The sequence below is a fragment of the Streptococcus sp. CCH8-C6 genome (genome assembly GCF_001557225.1).
GTDB lineage: Bacteria > Bacillota > Bacilli > Lactobacillales > Streptococcaceae > Streptococcus > Streptococcus sanguinis_C.
In genome coordinates this window covers 40,723-65,011 of sequence record NZ_LSJN01000081.1, presented here as the reverse complement: position 1 = coordinate 65,011, position 24,289 = coordinate 40,723, and the positions used below count along the sequence as shown (strand labels likewise).

24 protein-coding genes are annotated in these 24,289 nt (G+C 41.9%); 3 read left to right on the top strand and 21 right to left on the bottom strand.

What is annotated here, in order from left to right; translation table 11 throughout:
* Nucleotides 1-126: 126 nt before the first annotated feature.
* Nucleotides 127-1,128, top strand: coding sequence for a DNA/RNA non-specific endonuclease (locus tag AX677_RS08440; protein WP_060976815.1), 1,002 nt, complete (start codon nt 127-129; stop codon nt 1,126-1,128).
* 33 nt (nt 1,129-1,161) lie between these two features.
* On the opposite strand, the gene AX677_RS08435 is transcribed toward AX677_RS08440, so the two are convergent.
* The 17 genes from AX677_RS08435 to udk form a co-directional block, all read right to left on the bottom strand.
* Nucleotides 1,162-1,899, bottom strand: a complete 738-nt coding sequence (locus AX677_RS08435) for a DUF3307 domain-containing protein (protein WP_060976814.1) — start codon at nt 1,897-1,899, stop codon at nt 1,162-1,164.
* On the bottom strand, nt 1,896-2,561 hold the full coding sequence (locus AX677_RS08430) for a SatD family protein (RefSeq protein ID WP_060976813.1): 666 nt from the start codon (nt 2,559-2,561) through the stop codon (nt 1,896-1,898). Before AX677_RS08430 ends, AX677_RS08435 begins: the two co-directional genes overlap by 4 nt.
* 92 nt (nt 2,562-2,653) lie before the next feature.
* Nucleotides 2,654-2,971, bottom strand: coding sequence for a competence protein TfoX (locus tag AX677_RS08425; protein WP_060976812.1), 318 nt, complete (start codon nt 2,969-2,971; stop codon nt 2,654-2,656).
* Nucleotides 2,972-3,121: 150 nt separating this feature from the next.
* Entirely contained in the window at nt 3,122-4,642 is a 1,521-nt protein-coding gene (locus tag AX677_RS08420) for an ABC transporter permease/substrate-binding protein (RefSeq protein ID WP_060976811.1), read from the bottom strand.
* Nucleotides 4,635-5,363, bottom strand: a complete 729-nt coding sequence (locus AX677_RS08415; protein WP_060976810.1) for an ABC transporter ATP-binding protein — start codon at nt 5,361-5,363, stop codon at nt 4,635-4,637. Before AX677_RS08415 ends, AX677_RS08420 begins: the two co-directional genes overlap by 8 nt.
* A gap of 14 nt (nt 5,364-5,377) precedes the next feature.
* Nucleotides 5,378-6,142, bottom strand: a complete 765-nt coding sequence (locus tag AX677_RS08410; RefSeq protein ID WP_060976809.1) for a nuclear transport factor 2 family protein — start codon at nt 6,140-6,142, stop codon at nt 5,378-5,380.
* Between the two features lie 3 nt (nt 6,143-6,145).
* A complete protein-coding gene (locus AX677_RS08405; protein ID WP_060976808.1) occupies nt 6,146-6,583 on the bottom strand; it encodes a MarR family winged helix-turn-helix transcriptional regulator in 438 nt (145 codons plus the stop codon).
* 134 nt (nt 6,584-6,717) lie between these two features.
* Nucleotides 6,718-8,022 carry an McrC family protein gene (locus tag AX677_RS08400; RefSeq protein WP_060976807.1) on the bottom strand — a complete coding sequence of 435 codons (1,305 nt, stop codon included), beginning with the start codon at nt 8,020-8,022 and terminating at the stop codon, nt 6,718-6,720.
* Complete coding sequence (locus tag AX677_RS08395) at nt 7,985-9,970, bottom strand: McrB family protein (RefSeq protein ID WP_060976806.1); 1,986 nt, start codon at nt 9,968-9,970, stop codon at nt 7,985-7,987. Before AX677_RS08395 ends, AX677_RS08400 begins: the two co-directional genes overlap by 38 nt.
* Nucleotides 9,971-10,192: 222 nt before the next feature.
* Entirely contained in the window at nt 10,193-10,972 is a 780-nt protein-coding gene (locus AX677_RS08390) for an L-threonylcarbamoyladenylate synthase (RefSeq protein WP_002897734.1), read from the bottom strand.
* Nucleotides 10,973-11,072: 100 nt separating this feature from the next.
* Complete coding sequence (gene leuD / locus AX677_RS08385; RefSeq protein ID WP_060976805.1) at nt 11,073-11,663, bottom strand: 3-isopropylmalate dehydratase small subunit; 591 nt, start codon at nt 11,661-11,663, stop codon at nt 11,073-11,075.
* A gap of 9 nt (nt 11,664-11,672) precedes the next feature.
* A complete protein-coding gene (gene leuC / locus AX677_RS08380) occupies nt 11,673-13,055 on the bottom strand; it encodes a 3-isopropylmalate dehydratase large subunit (RefSeq protein WP_060976804.1) in 1,383 nt (460 codons plus the stop codon).
* A 1-nt stretch (nt 13,056) separates the two neighbouring features.
* Nucleotides 13,057-13,323, bottom strand: coding sequence for a DUF1294 domain-containing protein (locus AX677_RS08375; RefSeq protein ID WP_060976803.1), 267 nt, complete (start codon nt 13,321-13,323; stop codon nt 13,057-13,059).
* Nucleotides 13,320-14,357: a 3-isopropylmalate dehydrogenase gene (gene leuB, locus AX677_RS08370; protein ID WP_060976802.1), complete on the bottom strand. Its 1,038-nt coding sequence runs from the start codon at nt 14,355-14,357 to the stop codon at nt 13,320-13,322. Before leuB ends, AX677_RS08375 begins: the two co-directional genes overlap by 4 nt.
* A 12-nt stretch (nt 14,358-14,369) precedes the next feature.
* Nucleotides 14,370-15,938 carry a 2-isopropylmalate synthase gene (locus AX677_RS08365; RefSeq protein WP_060976824.1) on the bottom strand — a complete coding sequence of 523 codons (1,569 nt, stop codon included), beginning with the start codon at nt 15,936-15,938 and terminating at the stop codon, nt 14,370-14,372.
* 533 nt (nt 15,939-16,471) lie between these two features.
* Nucleotides 16,472-17,140, bottom strand: a complete 669-nt coding sequence (locus AX677_RS08360; RefSeq protein WP_060976801.1) for a YoaK family protein — start codon at nt 17,138-17,140, stop codon at nt 16,472-16,474.
* A 165-nt stretch (nt 17,141-17,305) separates the two neighbouring features.
* Nucleotides 17,306-17,941, bottom strand: coding sequence for a uridine kinase (gene udk, locus AX677_RS08355; RefSeq protein ID WP_060976800.1), 636 nt, complete (start codon nt 17,939-17,941; stop codon nt 17,306-17,308).
* A 79-nt stretch (nt 17,942-18,020) separates the two neighbouring features.
* On the opposite strand from udk, the gene AX677_RS08350 reads away from it, so the two are divergent.
* On the top strand, nt 18,021-19,031 hold the full coding sequence (locus AX677_RS08350) for a Gfo/Idh/MocA family protein (RefSeq protein WP_082730281.1): 1,011 nt from the start codon (nt 18,021-18,023) through the stop codon (nt 19,029-19,031).
* Complete coding sequence (locus AX677_RS08345; protein WP_060976798.1) at nt 19,021-20,112, top strand: DEAD/DEAH box helicase; 1,092 nt, start codon at nt 19,021-19,023, stop codon at nt 20,110-20,112. The genes AX677_RS08350 and AX677_RS08345 overlap by 11 nt, the downstream gene beginning before the upstream one ends.
* 93 nt (nt 20,113-20,205) lie before the next feature.
* Here the strand turns inward: AX677_RS08345 and AX677_RS08340 are convergent, their stop codons facing one another.
* The 4 genes from AX677_RS08340 to AX677_RS08325 all read right to left on the bottom strand — a co-directional run bounded on the left by AX677_RS08340 (nt 20,206) and on the right by AX677_RS08325 (nt 24,257).
* The gene (locus AX677_RS08340) at nt 20,206-21,603 is read right to left on the bottom strand and encodes a polysaccharide deacetylase family protein (protein ID WP_060976797.1); all 1,398 of its coding nucleotides are present in this window, start codon (nt 21,601-21,603) and stop codon (nt 20,206-20,208) included.
* Between the two features lie 61 nt (nt 21,604-21,664).
* On the bottom strand, nt 21,665-22,051 hold the full coding sequence (locus tag AX677_RS08335) for a VOC family protein (RefSeq protein WP_002895748.1): 387 nt from the start codon (nt 22,049-22,051) through the stop codon (nt 21,665-21,667).
* 159 nt (nt 22,052-22,210) lie between these two features.
* Complete coding sequence (locus AX677_RS08330) at nt 22,211-23,593, bottom strand: cell wall metabolism sensor histidine kinase WalK (protein ID WP_060976796.1); 1,383 nt, start codon at nt 23,591-23,593, stop codon at nt 22,211-22,213.
* Nucleotides 23,583-24,257 (bottom strand): response regulator transcription factor, encoded by a 675-nt coding sequence (locus tag AX677_RS08325; protein WP_060976795.1) that lies wholly within the window; start codon nt 24,255-24,257, stop codon nt 23,583-23,585. Before AX677_RS08325 ends, AX677_RS08330 begins: the two co-directional genes overlap by 11 nt.
* Nucleotides 24,258-24,289: the final 32 nt, after the last annotated feature.

Sequence of the window (24,289 nt, the reverse complement as noted above, 5' to 3'; positions counted from 1 at the left end):
AAAACAAGTTTATGATTGTTTTAAAATATTTTAGAAATCTTTCTGTAACACAAACGTAACTTTTTCTTGAAAAACTATTTAATTTATAGTAGAATGAAATCGGATACATATCCAGGGAGAAATATTATGAACAAATTTAGGACTAAAAAAAAGTATTTTATAATTCTGTGCCTTCTTTTTATTATTTCGCAAATATTTGCAACACCAACAATAATTGCAAATCAGAATAAATCAGAACCTATTCAAACGCTTCATGAATCTGATGAAAATGAAATTGGCACTCTATTTTTTACTGGCTCCTATCAACTTAGACTAGGTAAAAAAGATAAATATGGAAGAGCAACTGCAGCCCATATCCAACTACAATATCAACATCAACCTAAGAAAAAACGCGAAGGAAGGTTAACCTATAATCCGGTAGGATGGCATAATTATAAGTTTTACTATGGCAATGGTAAGCAAAAGACCTGGCTCATGAATAGAGGACATCTCATTGGATATCAGTTCAGTGGACTTAATGATGAGGGACGGAACTTGGTACCTTTAACAGCTTGGCTCAACACTGGAACTTTTAAGGGAACGGATGAAAACAATTCCGACAGTATGCTATACTACGAGAAGCGATTAGATCAATGGTTGGAAGCTAATCCAAATAATTGGCTCGACTATAAAGTTACACCAATTTACCATGATGATGAGCTATTACCTCGTCAGATTGAATTACAATTTGTAGGATTAGATATGTCAGGTAATATTGTCAGCATTCATTTAGGTGGGAAGGAATCTATTGACCAGGATGGGATGTCACATGTCCTTCTAGACAACCTCTCTCCAAATGCTGAACTAAACTATCAAAAAGGGACAGCAAAGAATACTATGGATCAAAACAGTTCTAATTCTGCTGCCTCATCCGAGAACTCTTCTGCTTCAATTCCATCTGAGTCAAATACTAATTCTTTAACATCTACTGAACAAGAAAAAACTGTCTATGTTGCAAGACAGGGAACAGCCCAAGCCTACTGGTATGATATTAACCATATGCCTTCAAATACTAATTTTGATAATGTGGTAACTATGACTGAATCACAAGCTATATCCCAAGGAAAACATCATTCATCCAAAGAGTAAAACAAAATGTTAGGGAAGAACTTCCTAACTTTTTTACCAATACAGACAACCATAAACCAGCAAGACAGTAATCATACTGAAAAGCGAGCCAATCAGGTAGTATTCAGCAAAGGACTGACTTTCTGAAATCTTATTATAGCGGGCAATAGACTTAGCCGTAAAGACTAACCCAATGGCAGTAAACTGCCCGAAAATAAGAGAAAGTCCCATAATCAAGCGCTCCAAAATCCCAATCATGGCACCAGCCCCCGCAATAGTCTCCCCACTGTCTTCTCCTGCCTGATACTTGCTGAAGAAGAGTTTAAAGAGGATATTAACCGGCTTACCAGTAAGGGCGAAGAAAAAGAGAGCCTGCAGCATGAGGTAGCGCTCAGACAGCCAATTAGGAGCTGGAATTTTCTGCTGCCCTAAGAGAAAATAAAGAGCAAAAATGCTAATCAGATGCAAGACCTGATCCAGTATAAAGGCAAACTTTTGAGCATGATGCCGGACAATCAAAGAATTCAGCCTATACTTCAAGAAGTCAATAAGCGCATGACTGAACCAGACCAAGGCGAAATATAGCAGATAATTAGGTAAGATGAGCCCCAAGAGCAACAAGGGCAGCAGAACAATTCCCAAATGGAGAATTAAGAAATTCATCCTCCGGCTTTTAAGGTCGGCCATTTTCTGACTTTGAAGCTGAAAATCAGCTAGTACATGAGCCAGCAAAGTTAGTACAAGAATCGGATTCTGCATGAAAAATTCTGAAAATCCCATAAAATTTGTCATTCTTCAGCCTCCTTTGCTGCCTGTAGAATCATTCTCATAGCTAAACGGCGATTTCTCAGATAGATCTTCAAACCAGACGACTTCAGCCGCTTACTAAGCGCACTGGGACTAATCTGCAACAGCTCTGCTATTTCTCCATGAGAAAAATTCTCGTCATAGATATATTCCATGAGCATCCGCTCCAGAACTTCTCTCTGACTGCTATTCCACTTACTCTGGATAAATGAAGTAGCTGCCAGCACCGTATTGACCGCCTGACTGAGCTCTTCATCTCCCAAGGATACAGCTATACGGCTGCTACCATAGTCGTTCTTCTCATGAATAACATCAATGGCTGCGCGTGCCCTCCAGTAGGCCGGACCGTCCGCACCAATACTCTGCTCCCGATTGATATCCGTCACAATCTCCCCCAGACCAAGCCCAAAGCGAATCGGATGAGGAAAGCCCAAGGCAATCTGATCAAGGAGCTGCATAATCTCTAGATTAGGCCGCAGCAAAGCCTGAAACTCATCTCCAGTCGTCACCGTGAAAGGTGACACCAGATAATCCCGATAATCCTGATTTAGCACCGCCATCATGTCCTGCAGGTCCTTCTGGGCCTGCTTACGATTTTTCAGCTGTTTGGATTCTATTAAATCTCCAATAAGAGCAATATAAAGCATACCAAACCTCCTTTAAGTCCATTATAAAGGAAAATTTAAAAAATGTCCATTTAAACGGCAACTTTTTTAGAATATCCATTGAAAAGGAAAGACTATTTTTTCTTTTTTGGTGCTGGTAAGGCAGGATAGGCAGCTTCAATCAAATTACAGAGAAAGGCAGCATCTTCTACTTCTTTTATATGAAGCATTGGCTTTGCGCCTGGATAAGGAAACTCATAAACCGGATTTTCAAAAAAATCCAGGGCTGGCTGGACTGACTTAAGCAACAAGCGATTGTCATAAATCCCGCCAAGTAAGCGCCCCCGATAATAGAGCAAATACTCTCCCATCATCTTGCGAAAGCTAATTTCTTGGCCTAAGCCCTGCAGCTGCTTCAGGATAAAATCCAAATATTCTTGACTAGATGCCATCGGAACACCTCCATGAATTGATACTTTATTATACCAAAAATGGATGAAGATTTCCTGACTAAGAGATAAACTCATCTCCTTCCATCCTTAGTCTGTCTATCCTCAAGTAAGCAAAAAAGCTAGACCTTATAAGTCTAACTCTTTTACTTCTTATTTTTTTAAAAGTCCTTCCTTAACCAGATAATCACGCGCAACAGCTTCCGCTTTTTTGCCTTCAATGCCAACTTGATAATTCATCTGACTCATCTGGCTTTCCGTAATTTTACCAGCCAGCTTATTAAGAACACCTTCCAATTCAGGGTGTTTTTCTAACAATTCAGCCTTCATGAGAGGCGCCCCTTGATAAGGTGGGAAAAGGTGCTTATCGTCTTCTAAAACTTGTAAATCATAACGCGCAAGTTCTGCGTCAGTCGAATAGGCATCCGTGATTTGAATATCACCCGACTGGATAGCTTGGTAGCGAAGTGCTGGCTCCATGGTCGCTACATTAAGATTAAGGCCATATAGAGATTGCAAACCCTTGTTTCCATCTTCACGGTCGTTAAATTCCAAGGTAAACCCTGCCTTGAGCTTATCTTGGACTGCTTTAAGATCAGAGACGGTTTTAAGATTGTATTCTTTGGCGACACTCTTAGGTACTGCGATGGCATATGTATTTTGATAAGCCATGTGATTGAGCAAGACTAGATTGTCCTGTTTTTTGATTCCATCACGTGCTGCTTCAAAAACTTCTTCAGCATCATTGCTAACCTTTGGAGCAGGCTGCAAGAGAGTTCCAGTAATCGTACCTGTAAACTCAGGATAGATATCAATATCGCCTTTCTTTAAAGCCTGATAAAGGAAGTCGGTTTTTCCAAAGTTTGGTTTGACCGTAACAGTCATATCCGTATTTTCCTCGATGAGGAGTTTATACATATTCATAAGAATTTCTGGTTCTGGACCTAATTTCCCAGCAATAACCAGATGATCCTTCTCCTGCTTGGGAAGCAGACTCGGCGAGTAAGAAGCGCCGAGGCCGATGATTAAGACAGCAAAAGCTGTAAATACCGTCTGAAGCTTAGCCTTTTCCATCCATTTAAGGAGACTATTGAAAAGAATAGCCAAAACTGCAGATGAAATAGCTCCAATCAAGATCAGACTGGCATTGCGACGGTCAATTCCTAGAAGGATAAAAGAACCTAGTCCACCAGCTCCGACAAGGGCTGCCAGAGTTGCTGTTCCGATAATCATTACCGTTGCCGTCCGAATTCCTGACACAATGACGGGCATAGCTAGAGGCAGTTCAAACTTTTTGAGTCGCTCCCACTTGGTCATCCCAAAGGCGATTCCAGCTTCTTCTAAACTAGGATCAATTCCATTCAAGGCAGTGACAGTATTTTCTAAAATCGGAAAAATAGCGTAAATCACCAGAGCAGTCAGTGCCGGCAGTGTACCAATCCCCATGAGGGGGATAAAGAGCCCCAGCAAGGCCATTGAAGGAATGGTTTGAAAGATTCCTGCAATTTGCAACACCCAATTGGCTGCCTTTTTGTGACTATGAAGATAGATAGCGAGCGGAATGGTCAAGAAGATGGCCACCAGTAAGGTCAGAAGAGACAGCTGGAGGTGTTGCCCTAAGGCTACCAACCATTCGCCAAAGCGCTCCTGAAAGGTAGAAAACAAATTAGCCATGTTGAACACCTCCAAATAAATCTGCTACGAAACTGGTCGCAGGTGCAGATAAGATTTCCTCAGGCGTCGCCACTTGACGAATCTCCCCGTCCTGCAAAACAGCAATCCGATTCCCCAACTTTAAAGCCTCATCCGTGTCATGGGTCACAAAGATTGTCGTCATTCCAAACTGGTGATGGATACTCTTGGTCAAGCTCTGCAATTGCTTACGCGAGATGGCATCAAGAGCAGAAAAAGGCTCGTCCATCAGCAGGATTTTGGGTTGGGCGATAATGGCACGGACAATGCCCACCCGCTGCTGCTCACCGCCAGACAGCTCACTCGGCATACGCTGAGCATAGTCTTCTGCAGGCAAGCCCACTAGCTCCAACAATTCATCAGTCTTCTGCTGAATATCTGCCTTGCTCCATCCTTTCATTTCAGGAATGAGAGCAATATTTTCAGCCACCGTTAGATTTGGAAAGAGGGCAATCGCTTGTAAGACATAGCCTGTAGAAAGGCGCAGCTCACGCTCATTATAGTCCTTGATCCGCTTATCATCCATATAGATGTTTCCATCTGTTGGCTCTAAAAGACGGTTGATCATCTTGAGCATGGTTGTCTTACCGGACCCAGAAGGACCTACTAAAACCATAAATTCACCATCCTCAATCTGTAAGTTGACATCTCTCAAGACATCCTTTTCTGTATAGCGTAGCGCTACATTTTTATATTCAATCATTCTTTGTCCTCAATTTAAAACTTCCCTCGATTCGTCAAGTCTTCTACCTTAGGCATGACTTCTTTGTTGTCCCAATGCTCTACAATCAATCCATTCTCTAAACGGAAGATGTCATACTGGGCATAAGCCACCCCATCTATCTGAGTCTGCCCATAGCTAACCACATAGTTCCCTTGACCCAAAAGCTGGAAAACAAAGTCAAAAGTAAGATCGTGCTCAGCTACATAGTCTTTATAAGCCTGACTTCCTTGGCCAATCTCATGATTATGCTGAATCAAATCTTCTGCCACATAATCATTCCACTGCTCTAGTTCGCCATTTTGGAAAATTTCTGTCAAGAAACGACGAACGGTTTTTTTATTTGTTACTGTCTTATCCAAATCCGTGACTTCAAAATCCCCAAAGATCTGATCTAACTGTCCATTTTCTGGAGTGCGATAGTAGTCAATGACATCCCAATGCTCTACGATACGGCCATTCTCATCCGCACGGAAAGTATCCGTCGTCACCCATTGCGCTTCCCCCCTATTGAGAAATTGATGGACATGAACAAAGACTAGATTACCATCCTCAATGGTGCGAACAATTTTCATCTCACGCTCGGGATGGCGCTCAAAGAAATTTGTAAAGAAAGCCGCAAACCCTTCTTTCCCATCTGGCACACCTGTCGAGTGTTGAATGTAGGTATCCCCTACAGACTGAGCTTGAGCCTCGGCAACACGCCCGTCTTGAATGGCGTGAATGTATAAATTGTGTGCATTTTCAACTTGTTTTGACATAATTTAAGCCTCTTTTTCTTTCAAATTTTCTAAAATACGCTCCTGATAACTCTCAAACTGGCGAATTTCTTCCTCTGAGAAGCCTTTATAAAAAATAGCATCCAGTTTTTGACTGATACGATGGCCAACTTCTTTTTGGGACCAACCTTGCTCTGTCAACTTGACATATTTTTTTCGCTTGTCTAAACCACACTGACTAAAGCTCACCAAACCCTGTTCTTCCAACTTTTTCAGCATAGTTGTCAGCGTATTATTGGCAAGTCCCGTCGCCAGCGCAATATCTGTCGCCGTCGCACAGCCCGTTTCACTATTCCATAAAACGGTGAGAATCTTGCCCTGCTCACTCCGATAAAGAGCTTCAGGATCTTGGCTCAGTAACTTTTGAAAAATCCGCCCATTCAACAAACGAATATGATAGGCTACTAAATGACTGTCTTTCATACTTCCTCCCCAATTTATTTCTATATCGAATCGATTTTATTAATTGTAACACCTAGGTTTACATCTGTCAAGCATTTTGTTCTATTTAGAAATAATTTGAAAAATAAGCATAGAAAAAGCAGGTTCAACCTGCTTTAAAATCTAAAATTTATTGTTTCCGATTGATGTATCTGTTGAACAAAATGGTCATAATTTTCAGCTTCTTGAGGAATAAGAATGGACCACTTTTTCAAGAGCGCCCCGTAACCTGATAATTTACCTATGTCGTTATCAACAACCTTCTCCACGCTTGGGAAAATAAGACCGGCTGTTTTAGCTTCTAAAATGTATGTATAGGAAATCAGTTGATATAAATCCTCACGATTGATTCCTTTTTCAGTAAATTCTAGCTTTTTATATTTGGCATCTAGTACGATTTTTAAATCTTTATGATAGAAGTCTGGATAAATTTTTCGACCATGACTGCTAAATACAGAAATGCCATCCGTCTTTTCTTTATTTCGTGGATGGATAAAACCTTCTGGCAATAATGTCTGGACATACTCTTCCCAAAGCCAGGCAACATCAAAGAGAATGCCATGCACCCTTTGGGTTTGTGGCCCAAGACCATGCTTTTCTCTACTCAGAATCATCAAGCAGAGTTCCTGTAATTTTCTATACTCTCTGAAATAGGCGTGTCGTATGGGTTTGATTTTATTCATTCTGATAATCTTGGCACGATCAGCTAGTTTATAAGAAGGAGTTACACGAGTAATTTCTGTCATATTTTCACGATTAGCATTAAACACTCCACATCCAATTGTTTTCTGATTCTTAATATACTCAATGGTGTGTCGAACCAGCTGCATCAATGGATTATCATAAGCAAACTCTCTAGTAGTGTAGGAAATATTTCCCATAAAAGGAACATTTTTCTTAAGATGATTTCCTACATCAATCGCTCCTTTCACATGGCTATCATTATGGAAAAACCTCTGGTATTCCTTATAAAGTCCTTTTCTCAAAGCCGCTTGCAGATATTTTGGAAAGAGGTAAACTAGTAGTTGATAGAGTTTATCTTCGCTAGATAAACCAACATCCAAATTAGTGAGATTGATATTGAGAACCTTTTGTAAGAGATAATGTAAAAAATGGTCGTTATTAGCATTTGAAAAACGAGAGGAAATCGTTAATCTTTCCTGACCGTAACCCAGAAAACCAATCACATTTCCTGTCTTAATGTTCTGATTTACAGTTTCAAAAATTTTATGATCCTTGTCCAAGTCAGAAGTATTTTTCAAGTCATTTGGAAAAATGAAAATACCATCCTCTTGAGAAAGACTTTCTAAATTTCTATCTAAAAGTACTTGACCAATTTTTGGATAGATTTCAACGAAATCCTCTTTTTTTATCAGCTGCTGATTATCTGTTATCCGTATCGTCATTTTCATCGCTTTCATTGTTACCAGCCGTTGACTGATTGGTTTGCTCGTTGCTTGTCTTACCAAATGCTTTTTTCAAAGTTTCCAAAGTTTCAACCTCATCATAAAAACCTCGCAAGTAGTCTTCTAGGAGTGGCTTAATATAATCAGACCAGAGCAACTCATAGTCAAAGTCTATTTCCTGCAACTTAAGGAAATAACTTGGTCCAACATGGTAATGACTATTGAGCTCTTCTACTTTTTCTATGGCAGCATTCAAGTTTCTTAGACGCATTTTCGCTTCTTCAGCTCCATCTCCAAGAGGTTCATCAAGCATTCCAAGCTGACTTTCAGCTGTGATTTCTACAAAACGAAAACGACGGCGCATAGCAAAATCAAAGGTATCCACCGAACGGTCAATATCATTCATCGTTCCGATGATGTAGACATTTTCAGGAATATAAAACTTCTCATTAGTTTCATGTAAATTAGCATATTGGGTCGAAACCTCTCCATCCTTACCACGATAGCCCGGATCAATGGAGAAAAAAAGTTCCCCAAAAATCTTAGAAATCTCACCACGATTGATTTCATCGATGATGAAGACGAATTTCTTGTCTGTGTCAATCGTTGGGGATACATAATCAGATAATCCATAACTTTCTTTCATGTGATCCAAAACAATTTTTTGATAAGTTTCGTACTTTAACTTAGTCTCCTCACCCTTATATAAAAGATATACTTTTTCTTTGGTGGCAACGGGAGAATCAAACTTCACATTCCCTTGACTGTTTAAACTGGCTGGAACCGAACTACGAGGGAACAAATATTGCCCCTGTTTCTCATTGATAGCATCGGTTAGCTTAGTCCAAGTCTCTTCAAAATTATCTTGTCCTCCAGTCTTCTGAGCGTCTCTAGCCTTCTGACAAAACTTCTTAAAAATTCCATCTTGTAACTCAAAACTTATCTGGCTATTATCATTAGAAACAGGTCGCAACCCCTCTACAAAATCTGTATAGTCATAAGAGGGATGGAATTGAACAAAATCGATTTGTTCCTCATTTCCTCCAGTCAACTCATTGGCAATTTGTCTGGCAAGATAAGTCTTCCCAGTACCAGGCGCACCACGGAGGATGAGGTTTTTGGATGAAAGTAAAACATTTTTATATTTGTTAATATTTTCTAACATATTTATATCTTTCTTTTTTAATTCTCTATAAAAACTAGTAAAATAGTCATAAAACTCTTTTAAAGTATCGCTAGGTTTACCAGTTGATTCCAACTCTAAATCTTTAACAAAGTATTTATGACCTAATTCTTCATCTCGATTATCACTATACCATTTTACTATTTTAAATTCTGTAAGTTCAAAACTCTGGAAACCACATCTTATATTTATCCATGAGTTATCAATATCACTCAGTCGATAACCAAAGTAAGGTGATTTAATATATCCATTACCACTCTTTGGACCAAAATGACCTGTGTTAAGCATTTCAACTTTGTATGGAATATTATCAATAATAACCGCAGGATAGATAGCCTTAGCACCATCAAACTTCTGAGAACGTTTAATCCTAATATCTTTTGAATTATAGAGATTTGCTTGATTAACAAATTTTGATAAAAATTCTCTGAAAGCTGTGTAACACTCTATATCCGTCCCTCCTTTTACAAACTCATACGATTTGTCTATAAAAGGTAAAACCTCATTCAATGAGTCATCACTATCAATAATATACTCAGCATCAAGCGTCCATCCAAACGAATCTGGTTTCTTATCAAATAAAAAAACATCTGATTCTTGAAGACTTTTTGATAAAATAGCAATTTTTATTCTTTTACTCTGAAAACTAACCTCAATGAAGTTTTGTAATTTTCCTTTCTGATTCTCAACCTGAAAAGAAACATAGCTTTTTGTTCTATTTTCAACCGCATCTGGAAACTCTGCTTTTATTCTTTCTAAAAAATCTGCTTTTTTTATCATTTAAACTTTATCTCCCTTTCTTCATCTTTATAGTCATATAATCATTCATCTAATCGTGACATATAAATACTTTTTTATAAGTTAGCCACCCCTTTATATCCTATTAATATATAATCTCATATATCATAGCATAATTATAGGAAAAATAAAAGAAATTATAAGCAAAAAAGCCCAGTGTAAAGAGGAAATATCCCCCCCACACACTGAGCTTCTTTTTTTATCTTAGTAATATTCACCCTGACGGTAATCCCATGAGTTGAAAGTATCGGACAGGTGCATCATGATTTTATCGATATCCAAGCCTTTGCGGATAACCACAGGCGCTGGTGAGATGGAACGTTGACCACCTTGTTCTGGAATCAGTTTTCCATCCTTGTCAACCATAGAGACCATAACACCTTGCTCGTAGCGAGTTTCAATGGTCTTGTCTGGCTGGATAGAGGCTACATAGTCATCTGCTTCAATGACTAAGTCAACAGCATTTTCGATACGCTCGCCAATTCCTTCAACCTTGCCACGGTTTCCTTTACCAGATGGGTTGGCTGAGGAAGCATAAACCATCTTGCCTTCTTCCCAAAGCTTAGCTGCCAGCTGCTCGCCCGCCTTACCAAACTTAATAACAAAACAGCTAGTGCCACGAACATCTGTCATCAGCTCTTCCCGACCGTCGCCAAAGGCCTTGAGCTTTTCAAAAGCTTCTGGCTTCCATGGGAGGATACAACCTAAGAGGATGTCTTCATCCCAATGCTTTTGATAAAAAGCTTCAATTTCCGGATTCAGCTGAGCCAAAGCACGGAGCTCATCCATACTGCCACAGAGGACAACACCTGGCTTATTACGGTTACGAGCCTTAGCTTCGAACTTACGCTCCAAGCCAGCTTTATCGCTGGTCATGATGATGTACCCCACCTTGGTCGGGCAAACGATACAGCCGCCATCGCCTTTCAAGATGTCATAACCTTCTTGTGAAAGCTGTCCGTTCCATTGAATGTGTTTTGTCATAAGTTTCTTCCTTTTCTATTAAATTAAGATTTATTTTACCATATATTTTTATCGGAGACAAGATTTTTTCAGAATTTTCTCAATATAGAAAAAAATAAGGTTACTGCCAATAAGATGGACGATTTTTTTCATATTCTGCAATCAAATCCTCATACTGCAGTGTAATGCCAATGTCATCCAGACCGTTGAGGAGCTTGTGCTTCCATTCTCCATCAATTTCAAAGGAGAATTCTCCCACCGGTGAAAAAATCTTCTGCTGCTCCAAATCCACCGTCACTTGATCCGTCGGCTTCAGATTAGCCAAGGCTTGCCGTACTTCGAGCGGCTGGACAATAGGCAGCATACCGTTATTAAGCTCGTTATTGTAGTGAATATCCCCGAAAGATCCGGCAATAACTACCTTAAAGCCATAGTCAGCCAAGGCCCAGGCAGCGTGCTCCCGAGAGGAACCCGCTCCGAAATTGTCCCCTGTAATCAGAATAGTCGCCTTGCGGTACTCCGGTCTATTAAAGACGAAATCAGGATCTTCGGTGTATTGATTGTCCAGATAGCGCCATGCGTACATGAGGTACTTACCAAAGCCTTTTTTATCAATCAACTTGAGAAACTGCTTGGGCAAAATTTGGTCTGTATCAATATTATCGTTCATGAGGGGAACTGTTGTCCCCGTGTAGATTGTAAATTTTTCCATAAACTTTCCTTACTGGACCTCCGGTAGCTGGCGGACGTCTACAAATCGCCCAGCAATGGCTGCCGCTGCTGCCATGGCTGGACTGCAAAGATGGGTCTTTGCTCCAAATCCCTGCCGATCCTCAAAGTTCCGATTACTGGTCGAGGCACAGTGGACTCCGTCTGGCACCTTATCTGGATTCATTCCCAGGCACATGGAACAGCCCGGATCGCGCCACTCAAAGCCTGCATCCATGAAAATTTTATCCAGTCCCATCTTTTCAGCAGCCCGCTTGACCGGACGAGAGCCCGGTACGACGATAGCTGTTAGATTGGGAGCAATATGCTTACCAGCGACAAACTTAGCTGCCAGCTGCAAATCGCTGAGTCTGGCATTGGTGCAGGAGCCGATAAAGATATAACCTAGGTCAATATCTTCTGCTTTCTTACCCGGTGAGAGGTCCATGTAATTGTAAGCCCGCTCGTCGTTCATATCGCGAATTTCTGGGAAAGCCGCGCCAAACTCTACTCCCATAGAAGGATTGGTTCCCCAAGTCACCATAGGTGCAAGCTGGGAGACATCAATCTCAATGACCTTATCATAGACAGCATCAGGATCACTGACCAGAGTCTTCCAATCGGCTACCGCCGCCTCAAAGTCCTTTGGAGCCCCCAGCCGCCCTTGAACATAATCATAAGTCTTCTGGTCGGGGTTCATAATGCCCATCTTAGAGCCAAACTCAATGGACATATTGCAGATGGTCATACGCTCTTCCATGGTCAGATGGTCAATCGCATCACCAGCATACTCGACCACATGACCGACACCTGCAGCCACACCATATCGGGCAATCAGAGCGAGGATAAAGTCCTTGGAATAGACACCTTTAGGTGGCACCCCAGTAAATTTGACCAGCATTTTCTTAGGCTTGACCTGCCAAATGGTCTGCGTCGCAAAGACGTGCTCTACCTCCGAAGTACCAATTCCAAAAGCAATAGCTCCAAAAGCTCCGTGAGTGGCCGTGTGACTGTCACCGCAGACGATAAATTTGCCCGGCTGGGTCTTGCCCGTTTCCGGTCCAACCATATGGACAATCCCCTGCAGTTCCGATCCGTGAGCCGCGTGTTCAATGCCAAAATCCTTGACATTCTCAGAAAGTTTATCAATCTGAGCCTTGGAAATCACATCCCGGATATCATAGATATTGACCGTAGGAACATTATGATCAAAGGTTCCAAAGGTCAAGTCCGGCCGTCTAACTTTGCGCCCTGCATCTCGAAGGCCTTGAAAAGCCTGAGGGCTGGTTACTTCATGAATATAATGCTGATCCACATACATAAGCTGGGGCTGGCCTTCTTCACCAGTTATCAGATGCCTTTCCCACAGCTTATCAAAAATCGATTTTCCAGCCATACTAGCTTCTCCATATGTAATATAAAATTCCAATTTCCACTATTATTCCACAAATCCAAGCCAGCCAGAAATACCATTTTCTGGTCTTGTGGTGAAAGAGTCGACCGCCTAATAAAGCGCCCAAACCTCCGGCTGCCAATGCTGCCAGGAGCAAAGTCTTCTCTGGAATGCGGTAGTGATTTTTCTTAGCCTTTCGCTTATCCCAGCCATAAAGCAGGAAAACGATAAGGTTCCAAAGTAGGCAAATACCTGTTAATATCCATTTCATAAATTATTAATAATTGACTCCATCATTTGAGCTGTCCCTGCCTGACCACCCAAATCTCGGGTTAAGATACCCTGAGCCAAAGTCTTCTCCACTGCTGCTTCAATCGTTTCTGCAGCTTTAAGCTCTGCAAAACTATCCCGCAGCATCATGGCTACAGAAAGAATCATGCTGATAGGATTGGCAATGCCTTGCCCTGCAATATCAGGAGCTGAACCATGGATAGGCTCGTAAAGACTGGGTCCTGCAGCCGAATGACTGGCCGATGGCATAACTCCCAGCGTCCCTGACAAGACACTGGACTCGTCTGAGAGAATATCGCCGAAGAGATTTTCCGTTACCACAACGTCAAACTTAGCAGGATTGGTAATCATGAGCATCGCAGCGCTGTCCACCAGTTGGTGCTCCAAGGTCACATCTGGATAATCCTTGGCCACCTCATCTGCTACTCTGCGCCAGAGTTTGGATGTCGCTAGCACATTTTGCTTGTCAATACTGGTCACGCGCTTTCTGCGACCACGCGCAATATCAAAGGCCTTACGGACAATTCGCTCCACCTCTTCATAGCTGTAGTCGTTGATATCACGCGCAGATTTATCCTCCAAAATATGCTCACCAAAGTAAATCCCACCAGTCAGCTCGCGCACAACCACGAAGTCCACACCAGCAATACGCTCTGCCTTCAAAGGCGACAAATGCTTAAGAGCATCGAAAATCTTAACCGGGCGGATATTGGCATAGAGCTCAAGCTCCTTGCGCAGAGCCAGCAAGCCTTGCTCCGGCCGAACCGGTGCATTATCATACTGGGGGCTGCCGATAGCAGCCAAGAGAATAGCATCCGCCTCCTTGGCCGCTTCTAGAGTTGACTGAGGCAGAGGATGACCTTCCGCATCAATACCAGCCCCCCCAAAAGCCTTCTCAGTAACATGATAAGTAAAACCGAACTTGCCCGCAACAGCAGCCAGTACTTGGAGACCAGCTTCCATGATTTCTGGGCCGATACCGTCACCCGCCAGAGCTACAATTTCTTTTGTCATAGTCGCTTCCTTCTAATTATTTGTAGGCAGATCGCGGTAGGATACCTGATGGCCGATTTCACCAGCATTTTCCTTTTGCACAAAGGTGTTGGCATGGATATAGGCAATGGCGCTGGCCTTAAGAACATCAAAGTCAATACCAGAAGAGTTGAAAATCGTATCTGTATCTGTATTTTCAACAGCTACCAAAACACGAGCCTGAGAGTCAATACCATCCGTTACCGCTTCGATGTTATAAGACAAGAGCTGGACAGACTGGTTAAAGAATTGGTCAATGGCATTAAAGATTGCTTCGACGCTTCCCTTGCCTTCTGCCACACAGCTGACCGTCTCACCGTCGCCATTTACCAGCTGCACATCCGCAGTGATGGTACGGTCGTCATTGGTCGTCAACTGCAGATCATCAAAGTGGAAGCCTTCAGGATTTTCGACCGTCGTTCCGGCAATCAAGGCTCGAATATCAGCGTCAGTGACTTCATTTTTCTTATCAGCCAAGACCTTAAACTTAGCAAAGAGATCATTGATTTCAGATTCTGCAAAGTCCAGAGCCAATTCTTTGAGTTTTTCGACAAAGGCATGGCGGCCAGACAGCTTGCCAAGCGGCAGCGAATTGCTCTTAACTCCAACCAGCTCAGGTGTAATGATTTCATAGGTCAGTGGATTCTTAAGAACGCCATCCTGATGGATACCGGACTCATGAGAGAAGGCATTGCCACCAACGACCGCCTTGTTCTTAGGCACTGGAATACCTGAGAAGCGGGACACCAGCTCAGAAGTGTTGATGGTTTCATTAAGGACGATATCCGACTCAACTTGGTAATAGTCCTGACGAATCTCTAAGGCAACTGCTACTTCTTCCAATGCTACATTTCCAGCCCGCTCACCGATTCCATTGATAGTTCCCTGAACACGACCAGCACCGTGCTTGATAGCCGTCAAAGTATTGGCCGTTGCCATGCCAAGGTCATCATGGCAATGAACACCAAATACCACCTTATGATCAGAAGTCACATTTGCCACTAGGTAGTCGAAAATATTTGCAAACTCTTCTGGCGTGGTAAAGCCGACTGTATCTGGAATATTGATATAAGTCGCACCTGCATCCACTGCTGTTTGTACCACCTGAAAAAGGAAATCCAGCTCTGTTCGTGTCGCATCCTCTGGTGAAAACTCGACTATATCGAACTTGGAGCGCGCGTAGGAGACATGCTCTTTCACAGCTTCTAAAATCTCTTCCTTGGACTTTTTCAGCTTGAACTCTCTGTGAATAGGACTGGTCGCAATGAAGACATGAATCTGTGGATGCTTGGCATCCTTGAGCGCTTCATAGCAGGCATCAATATCGGACTTGACCGAACGCGCCAGCCCAGTAACAGAGGCTTTTGTGATGACTTTAGCAATCTCCTGCACCGCCGCAAAAGAATCTGGACTCGCAGCAGGAAAACCGGCTTCAATGACTGAAATCCCCCACTTCTCTAACTGCTTGGCAATAGCAACCTTTTCCTTGATAGAGAAATTCACTCCTGGTGTCTGCTCACCATCCCGGAGGCTGGTATCAAAAAACTCAACTTTGCGTGTCATAGACAACTCCTTTTCTAAAATACATAGACCATTTAGGAAAAACTCTTTCCCAACTTCTAGGTCATGTTCAATGACTGAGACAGTATGAGACAAATTGATTTCAGAAAAATCAAGATGTATTCTCACTCCCGTCGTTCCTTTAGAAACCATTTCTTCCTCATCAGAATTTGAGGTAAGATAGGTGAAATAAAAAACATCTCACTTGAGGAACAAGCGAGATGTTGATTTACTCCCGCTTGGTAAGCCAAACAGGACTAATGCTTTTGCACTAGCCCGAGTAACGCAACAACAAAGCAAAGTTTGAAGATTGGGTTGACTTCATGTTTGACTAACTCCTTTTTGAGATGGTTTCTTATTGTTTAGTATTTTAACACAGTATCATAAACCTGTCAAGAAAAAGTCGATATTTTCTGAAAATTTTTAATATGCTGGATTATTTTTGGAGTTTATTAGCAAAAAAAGAAAAAGAAGCAAGGTAGGTCTCGCTTCTTCTATTTTTTCAGCAATCGCAACATAGTTTAATTCCACTTTATTCATCTCCTCACATACTGAACACCTCGGAAAAGGAGAAAGGCTGTTAGAATCAGGGAAACAAGCCAGATGGTCTTCAGAAGGTAAAATTGAATCAGATAGGTAGAGATGATGGCTCCGACTACAAAGCTTGCCAATAGAGCAACAAAGAAAAGGCCTTCATTCAAATCTTTCCCTTTCTTGTTTCGAGCATAGTTGCCAAAAGCTACCATGGTTTTCTTAATATTCCCCGTCATAAAAGAATTGTTATAGACAATGCCATCCACCTCGCCAAAAGCCGTCGCGACCAGGCCCATGCAGAAAGCTAGTGGCGGCACGATATAGAGATGGGGGATATTTGCTGGTAAAAATCCAGCGACAGCTGTCGTCAATATCAAAGGGAAAACACTGGACAGCCTGCGCCAAGAATGCTCAAAGTGATACTGAAAAACGGTCATCAGAAAAATACCCAGCATAAAGGCTAGCATAGTTGCCAATTTTACTTCAATTCCTCTTGTCTCTTGATTGATGAGCTCAACCGAAAGGAAAACGACGTTTCCAGTCTGACCTGCCACCAAGGTACCACCCCTCTCAATAAAGGTATAGGCATCGATAAATCCTGCACAAAAGGTCAAGAGACAGGCAAAAAATTTTGAACGAGAGTGAAACTCTCTTTTTACAAATTGTTTCATAAACTACCTACAAAATAAGGGAGTGACCAGACTCCGAAAATCATAGATTTCAGTCCGTCCACTTCCCCTTGCTAGATTACATTTCAAAAATCTTTCAGCTACTGCGATTCACCAGATTCACAAACTTATATTTCCTCAAATGAAAGAACTAGAAAGCTGTTTTTCCTAGCCTTCTCTGGCTTCCTTAAGGATTTTTTCAATCTTGGTCGTAATCAGGTCAATAGCCACCTTGTTAGAAGCTCCCTCTGGAATGATGACATCCGCATATCGCTTGGTCGGCTCGATAAACTGATGGTACATAGGCTTAACGACACCCAAATACTGCTCAATAACACTATCCAAACTGCGTCCGCGCTCTTCCATATCCCGCTTAATTCGGCGTATAATCCGAACATCATCATCTGTGTCCACAAAGATTTTAATATCCATCAAATCCCGCAGGCGCTGGTCCTCTAAGACCAAAATCCCCTCAACGATGAAGACATCCTGAGGCACCTGACGATAGGTCTTTTTGCTGCGGGTATGCTCCGTATAGTCATAAGTGGGAATATCCACTGGCCGACCAGCCAAGAGCTCCTTGATTTGCTCAATCATCAGGTCCGTATCAAAAGCAAAAGGATGGTCATAGTTGGTTTTCACCCGCTCCTCAAAAGTCAGATGCGTCTGATCCTTATAGTAGGAGTCATGCTCAATCATGGCAATATTTTCATTGGGAAAATTAGCCAAAATTGCTCGAGAAACACTGGTCTTTCCGCCTCCGGAACCACCAGTCACACCAATAATAATAGGTCTATTTTGCATTATAAGCTCCATCTCTTGTTATCTTATCTATTTTACCGCAATTCATGTTATAATGAAAGAGCTAAAATAAAAAAAGTACATGCTTAAAAATAGAAAAAAGGAGGTTTTTATGTTCAAACTTGGAATCATCGGAACAGGTTCTATTTCTCATGAGTTCATCAAGGCTGCTCACTCAACAGGCGACTATCAGCTGGCAGCTGTCTACTCTCGGACTCTGGCTTCTGCTGAGCGCTTTGTGCAAAACTATGAAAATACAGCCATCTTTACTGAAATGCTGGACTTTCTGTCGTCTGATATCGATGTTGTTTATATCGCCAGTCCCAACAGCCTGCATTTCAATCATGCCAAGGTAGCTATTCTGGCTCGTAAACACGTCATTGTCGAAAAGCCAGCGGTTTCTCGTCCCAAAGAATGGCGGGAATTAGTCAAACTGGCTGACGAGCACCAAGTCTATCTCTTTGAAGCTGCCCGCAACTATCTTGAGCAGGCCTTTGATACGATCAGTGATTTCCTCAAGGACAAGACTGTCTTAGGAGCTAACTTTACCTACGCCAAGTATTCTTCAAAAATGCAAGCTCTGCTTGCAGGAGAGCAGCCCAATGTTTTCTCAGCTAAGTTTTCTGGCGGTGCTTTGATGGACTTGGGTGTCTATCCTGTCTATGCGGCTATCAGACTCTTCGGCCATCCTCGCTTCGCTCGCTACAGCGCCCAGCAGCTAGCCAATACGATTGATTTAAATGGAGCCGGCTGTCTCATCTATCCAGATTTTCAAGTTCAGATTCAGGCCGGTAAAAATATAAACAGCAATCTACCTGGAGAGATTTACACGGATCAGGGAACTCTGACTTTAGATGGGATTGAATTTATCAGCTCTGCTATTTGGCAAAGTCTGGACGGTCAAGAGGAGGTGCTGACTATCCAGCGTGCTTCCCACACCATGCTGGAAGAAGCTCAAGCTTTCGTGCGAGTGCTCAAGGGCGGACAGGATGCGGATTATGAGAAATGGTTGAATGCGGCAGCGGCTGTTCATGAAAGCTTATTTGCCATGCGCAAGGACGCTGGCATTAGATTTGAGGTTGATGATGATTAAGGAACAATTTCCCCCGAGCTGGCAAAATCAGCTGGCTCAGCTAGGCTTTGAAGATTTGACAGCTATTCAGGAGAAGATGTTTGAGCCTATTTCTGCAGGCGATACGGTGCTGGGAATCAGTCCGACTGGTACTGGTAAAACTCTGGCCTATCTCTTTCCCAGTCTGCTCAAACTGACACCTAAAAAAGCCCAACAACTCTTGATTTTAGCTCCTAATACTGAGTTAGCTGGACAAATCTTTGAGGTCTGCAAGACTTGGGCGGAGCCTTTAGGTCTGACAGCTCAACTCCTGCTCTCCGGTTCCAGTCAGAAGCGACAAATCGAGCGCCTTAAGAAAGGTCCGGAGATTATCATTGGAACGCCTGGGCGGATTTTCGAGTTGGTCAAGCTCAAGAAAATCAAGATGATGAATGTCGAAACCATCATTTTGGACGAATTTGACCAGCTGCTCAGCGATTCTCAGTATCACTTTGTAGATAAAATCACCCACTATGCGCCTCGTGACCACCAGCTGGTATATATGAGCGCTACCGCTAAGTTCGACCACGATAAGATTGCTGAAAATACTCTAGAAATCAGCATTGACGACCAAGTTTTAGACAACATCCAGCATTTTTACATGCAAGTCGAAAAACGTGATAAGGTGGACTTGCTCCGCAAATTATCCAATGTTGAAGATTTCCGTGGACTGGTCTTCTTCAACGCTCTGTCAGACCTGGGCAGTGCCGAAGAAAAACTCCAGTATCGTGAAGCCAACGCCGTTTCTCTGGCCAGCGATGTCAACGTTAAGTTCCGCAAGGTGATTTTGGATAAGTTCAAAGAACACCAGATTACTCTCTTGCTAGCCACTGACTTGGTTGCTCGCGGTATTGATATTGACTCCCTAGAATGCGTCGTCAATTATGAGCTTCCGCGCGATTTAGAAACCTATACCCACCGCTCTGGACGAACCGGCCGCATGGGCAAGGAAGGCTATGTGATTACCTTCATCAGCCATCCAGAAGAGCTGAAAACATTGAAAAAATACGCCACCGTCCGAGAAATTGTATTAAAAAATCAAGAACTTTATGTAACGAGTTAAGCTAAAAAAGCTTTGGAAATCTAATGTTTCCAAAGCTTTTTGCTTTTACTGATTACCAACAATGACCTCAAAAATCTAACCCCAAGAATCATCTTAGTCTCTGCCGTAATAAATACGATGGGGCTCAAGCTGACCTTCCAGCAGCTTATCAACCGTTACCAAAGTATATCCGTTACTCTTCAGATACTCGAGGACACTTGGCAGAGCGTCAATACTGGTCTGGTGAATATCATGCATGAGAATAATCGAGCCTGGCTGGGTTTTGGCAATCTCTTGCATAATAGCTTTAGTATTGCGTGTCTTCCAGTCTAGACTGTCCACATTCCACATGATAAAGGACTGGTCAACCGAATTTTGGATTGTAGCATTAATAGCTCCATAAGGAGGCCGCGTAATCGTTGGCTTGATGCCTATGACATTGTTAATAGCAGTCTGGGTATCAAGGATTTCTTTTTGGGCTGTCTCCAGAGGAAGTTTAGTTAAGACTGGATGGTCCCATGTATGAATCCCAATCTGATGACCTTCATTGTGCACGCGCTTGACAATCGCTTCATTACCAGCAATGTTTTGCCCAACCATAAAGAAGGTCGCCTTGGCACTGTATTTCTTGAGGATATCCAGAGCCTGCGGTGTTGTCTTAGGATCTGGACCATCATCAAAGGTCAGAGCAACCATTTTCACATGCTTCTTAGCTTCAAAATTCTGATAAGCTGCCAAGTCATCGCCAGTCAGATAGTCCGCATTGATCTGGTCATAAAAGCTAGACAAAGGAACATCAATGCTGGTTAAGCCTTGCACTTCCTTGCTCAATTTAATAGAAAAATGGCTGTATTCATAACGGAAGGACCACTGACTCAACTCCGTTCCATTAAGGTTATTGAGAATTTCCGTCTGCACCGCCTCATCGGCCTGTCTAAAGGTCAGCTGGCTGGATATCTCGTTGATGAAGATTTCCTTAGCTGCATCTGGATCCTGAAAGAGCTTATCCAGAGTGAAAGGGCTGCCATCTGCACCGAGGTAGCTGTCAGCAACTTCCCGCTCTTCTCCTTTACTGATTTTCATCTCTTTGACATGATAGTCCTTGCGATGCACCAGTACTTCTTTGACATCCTTCAGGCTCGTTTCTTTTTCCTCAGCATAGTAGAAGGTCAATTCCTCAATCTTATCGCCCTTCTTCTGATTATCCTTAATCGTCTGGCTATCTGCGTCTATCTGCTCCTTGACGCTTGCCATAACCTGACCATCTAGCAGAGGATAAAAGGCCTCTACATAGTGGCTGCCAATCATCTTGCTCTGCTTTTCAGTATTTTCAGCGTGGTAGGTCTCTTCTTGAGCAATCAACACACTAACTTTCTCTTGCAGTTCCTTTTCTTGGAAAATAGCGTAAATTTTTACAGCACCCAGAAATAGAGCAGCAACAAAAGCTAAGCCTAGTAAGCTGAGAACAATGAGTGTTTTCTTGCCGTGTTTCTTGTTATTTTGTCTTTTCATACACCTGTCCTAAATGAATAAAAATCATCATTTATCTTGCAAAATTAACTGCAGCTAGATGTTAGAGACTCTTCTCACGAATGACTTCCACCTTGTAGCCATCAGGATCTTTTACAAAATAGTAATTAGGCGGGTTGCCGGGAAGACCCTTTGGATCTGTCACTTCGTAGCCTTTAGCCTTGTGCTCAGCGTGCAGACCTTCCAAGTCTGGCGTGCTAAGTGCCACATGAGCAAAACCGTCCCCAATCACATATGGACCATGATCATAGTTATAGGTCAGTTCCAGCTCATAATCATCGCCTTCCAAACCTAGATAAACGATAGTAAACTGATAATCTGGAAAATCCTTTCGGCGCAGCTCTTTAAAGCCAAAAGCCTCTGCATAAAAAGCGATAGACGCTTCCAAATTCTCCACACGCAAACAAGTATGTAACATTTTTGATGCCATAATTTCACCTCATTCTTTCTTGTTTATTATTATACCCTATTTTGGGCAAAACTTATATTAAATTTTTAAAAAAGTAAATAAAAGCAGATAAAAAGCAAGCCATTAAGGCCTGCTAAGAATTGTTTTTCAAATAATTTGTCAATGAAAATCACTCTCCCGCTATTTAAGAGAACGCTTTTTCGTTTCTTTCAGTAGCAGTTTAACTTCAAAGACCGTACCTTTTGGTTTGTTGTCCTTGACATAAATAGTGCCCTTGAAAGCATCTACAATCTGCTTGGCCAGAGAAAGTCCCAGACCAAAGCCACCTTTTTGACGGGTCCGAGCCTTATCTACCCGATAAAAGCGATCAAAAATTTTCTTTTTATCATCGTTACTGATACCAGGACCATTGTCCTCCACACGTAAAACAAGATTGCGCTCATTTGAAGAAGCTGTTACACTAATTTCTCCATCAGCTTCTGTGTATTTTATAGCATTGTCAAATAAAATAGTCAGTAATTGCTTGAGTAAAATCTGATCTGTTATAACCGGGCGCTGAACCATATTTTCTGAATGAAAGACCTTTTGATTTTCCTCCGCAATCAAGCGATAATTAGCAAAAGTTGTATCAAAAAATTCTGGTTCAACCTCTCCATATTGTGGATTGATTCCATCATCGCGACGAGCTAGGTTGAGCAGATTTGTCGTCAGCAAACGCATATTGCGCACTTCGTCCAAGCTAGATGCAATATGTTCACTACTCTGCATAATTGTGGCTTCAGGCTTACGAAAAAGTGTCTCTAAGCGGCTCTGCAGAACGGCCAAAGGGGTTCTTAGTTCGTGGCTGGCATTTTCTACAAAAGCTTTCTGCTTCTTAATACTCTCAAGTAGAGGCTTGACACTCATCCGAGCTAGATAAATACTAGCGATCAGAGAAATCCCCCAAAAGCTGACCATAACCATGGCAATTAATTTTTCGTGCTTCTCACTAGTTTGCTCTAATTGACTAGTACTAGTCATAACTACTGCATATTTTATATCAGGATATTCATCATCAGGATCAATATCAAATAAATATGCTCGATAACTTTCTGACTGACCAAAACTATTGCTTATTGAAATTTCTTTAATTTTGTTCAAATAGGATTTATTAAATTCTAGCGAGTTAAAATCTAAAAAACCATCGCTCTTACTAGTTGAAATATTCTTATAATCATCATCCAAGAGTAAGGCAAAAGTATTCGAACTTACATTAGCTAGCTCAGGATTGACAGGTTCTTTATCGTGCTCTGGTTCTCCAGAATCATTTTTACCATTCCTACTATTTGGCTTATTCGATGGATTAGACTGCTGCCCCGTTGTTCTATAAGCGATGTCAGCAACTGAGCTAGGACTCTTACCCAACATTCTTAAATTATCATCGACCGTTGTATAAAGACTGGAGCGCATGACTTGAATAATAATCAAGGTCATGGCCGAGAAGATTAATGTGAACAACCCAAAATAGCGAATGAAATAAGAGAAATCATCCGCATAAAAGGTCTTCTTGATTTTATTCAACATCTTTTAAAATGTAACCGACACTACGAAGCGTATGCAAATTTTTCGCAAATGCCGTTCCTTTCAGTTTTTTACGTATCTTAGAAACGTACACTTCAACAACAGAAACAGTGGTATCGCTGTCAAACCCCCACAAACGGTCAAAAATTTGGGCCTTAGGCAAGATTACATTTTGATTTTGTAGGAAATAAACTAAGAGATCAAACTCTTTACCCAACAATTCCACTTCTTTATCTGCTACTAAGGTAGAATTAGTAGATAAATTAACAGAAACTTCACCATAAGAAAGAGTATTCTCGTTGAATTTACCAGCGCGTTTCAAGAGAGCTTGGATCCGCATTTTCAGTTCTTCTAAATAAAAAGGTTTTGTCAGATAGTCATCAGCCCCAAGTTCAAAGCCATGCCCTTTGTCATCTAAGCTTTCCTTAGCTGTCATGATAAGAACAGGTGTTGCGACTCCTTTGGCTCGAAGATCTTTAAGCACTTGGAAACCATCCTTTTCAGGCAACATGAGATCCAGTAAGATGAGGTCATAAACACCGCTTTCTGCTTCATAAAGACCTTCTTCGCCATCAAAAACTTGCATTACATCAGCAAAATCATCTAAGAAATCAAAAACTGAGTTTGACAGTCCAAGATCATCTTCTACCAATAGAATTTTAATCATTTTTCTTTCCTCCAATAAAACTTTCCAAGATT

What these genes read in the sequence shown, in the direction of transcription:
- AX677_RS08335 (WP_002895748.1), bottom strand. Translation starts at nt 22,051, where the DNA reads ATGGCATCAAAAATGTTACATACTTGTTTGCGTGTGGAGAATTTGGAA.
- AX677_RS08395 (WP_060976806.1), bottom strand. Translation starts at nt 9,970, where the DNA reads ATGATAAAAAAAGCAGATTTTTTAGAAAGAATAAAAGCAGAGTTTCCA.
- AX677_RS08390 (WP_002897734.1), bottom strand. Translation starts at nt 10,972, where the DNA reads ATGACAAAACACATTCAATGGAACGGACAGCTTTCACAAGAAGGTTAT.
- leuC (WP_060976804.1), bottom strand. Translation starts at nt 13,055, where the DNA reads ATGGCTGGAAAATCGATTTTTGATAAGCTGTGGGAAAGGCATCTGATA.
- AX677_RS08410 (WP_060976809.1), bottom strand. Translation starts at nt 6,142, where the DNA reads ATGTCAAAACAAGTTGAAAATGCACACAATTTATACATTCACGCCATT.
- AX677_RS08400 (WP_060976807.1), bottom strand. Translation starts at nt 8,022, where the DNA reads ATGAAAGCGATGAAAATGACGATACGGATAACAGATAATCAGCAGCTG.
- AX677_RS08340 (WP_060976797.1), bottom strand. Translation starts at nt 21,603, where the DNA reads ATGAAAAGACAAAATAACAAGAAACACGGCAAGAAAACACTCATTGTT.
- AX677_RS08325 (WP_060976795.1), bottom strand. Translation starts at nt 24,257, where the DNA reads ATGATTAAAATTCTATTGGTAGAAGATGATCTTGGACTGTCAAACTCA.
- AX677_RS08365 (WP_060976824.1), bottom strand. Translation starts at nt 15,938, where the DNA reads ATGACACGCAAAGTTGAGTTTTTTGATACCAGCCTCCGGGATGGTGAG.
- AX677_RS08345 (WP_060976798.1), top strand. Translation starts at nt 19,021, where the DNA reads ATGATGATTAAGGAACAATTTCCCCCGAGCTGGCAAAATCAGCTGGCT.
- AX677_RS08360 (WP_060976801.1), bottom strand. Translation starts at nt 17,140, where the DNA reads ATGAAACAATTTGTAAAAAGAGAGTTTCACTCTCGTTCAAAATTTTTT.
- AX677_RS08330 (WP_060976796.1), bottom strand. Translation starts at nt 23,593, where the DNA reads ATGTTGAATAAAATCAAGAAGACCTTTTATGCGGATGATTTCTCTTAT.
- AX677_RS08420 (WP_060976811.1), bottom strand. Translation starts at nt 4,642, where the DNA reads ATGGCTAATTTGTTTTCTACCTTTCAGGAGCGCTTTGGCGAATGGTTG.
- leuB (WP_060976802.1), bottom strand. Translation starts at nt 14,357, where the DNA reads ATGACAAAAGAAATTGTAGCTCTGGCGGGTGACGGTATCGGCCCAGAA.
- AX677_RS08415 (WP_060976810.1), bottom strand. Translation starts at nt 5,363, where the DNA reads ATGATTGAATATAAAAATGTAGCGCTACGCTATACAGAAAAGGATGTC.
- AX677_RS08375 (WP_060976803.1), bottom strand. Translation starts at nt 13,323, where the DNA reads ATGAAATGGATATTAACAGGTATTTGCCTACTTTGGAACCTTATCGTT.
- leuD (WP_060976805.1), bottom strand. Translation starts at nt 11,663, where the DNA reads ATGGAAAAATTTACAATCTACACGGGGACAACAGTTCCCCTCATGAAC.
- AX677_RS08425 (WP_060976812.1), bottom strand. Translation starts at nt 2,971, where the DNA reads ATGGCATCTAGTCAAGAATATTTGGATTTTATCCTGAAGCAGCTGCAG.
- AX677_RS08350 (WP_082730281.1), top strand. Translation starts at nt 18,021, where the DNA reads ATGCTTAAAAATAGAAAAAAGGAGGTTTTTATGTTCAAACTTGGAATC.
- udk (WP_060976800.1), bottom strand. Translation starts at nt 17,941, where the DNA reads ATGCAAAATAGACCTATTATTATTGGTGTGACTGGTGGTTCCGGAGGC.
- AX677_RS08405 (WP_060976808.1), bottom strand. Translation starts at nt 6,583, where the DNA reads ATGAAAGACAGTCATTTAGTAGCCTATCATATTCGTTTGTTGAATGGG.
- AX677_RS08435 (WP_060976814.1), bottom strand. Translation starts at nt 1,899, where the DNA reads ATGACAAATTTTATGGGATTTTCAGAATTTTTCATGCAGAATCCGATT.
- AX677_RS08430 (WP_060976813.1), bottom strand. Translation starts at nt 2,561, where the DNA reads ATGCTTTATATTGCTCTTATTGGAGATTTAATAGAATCCAAACAGCTG.
- AX677_RS08440 (WP_060976815.1), top strand. Translation starts at nt 127, where the DNA reads ATGAACAAATTTAGGACTAAAAAAAAGTATTTTATAATTCTGTGCCTT.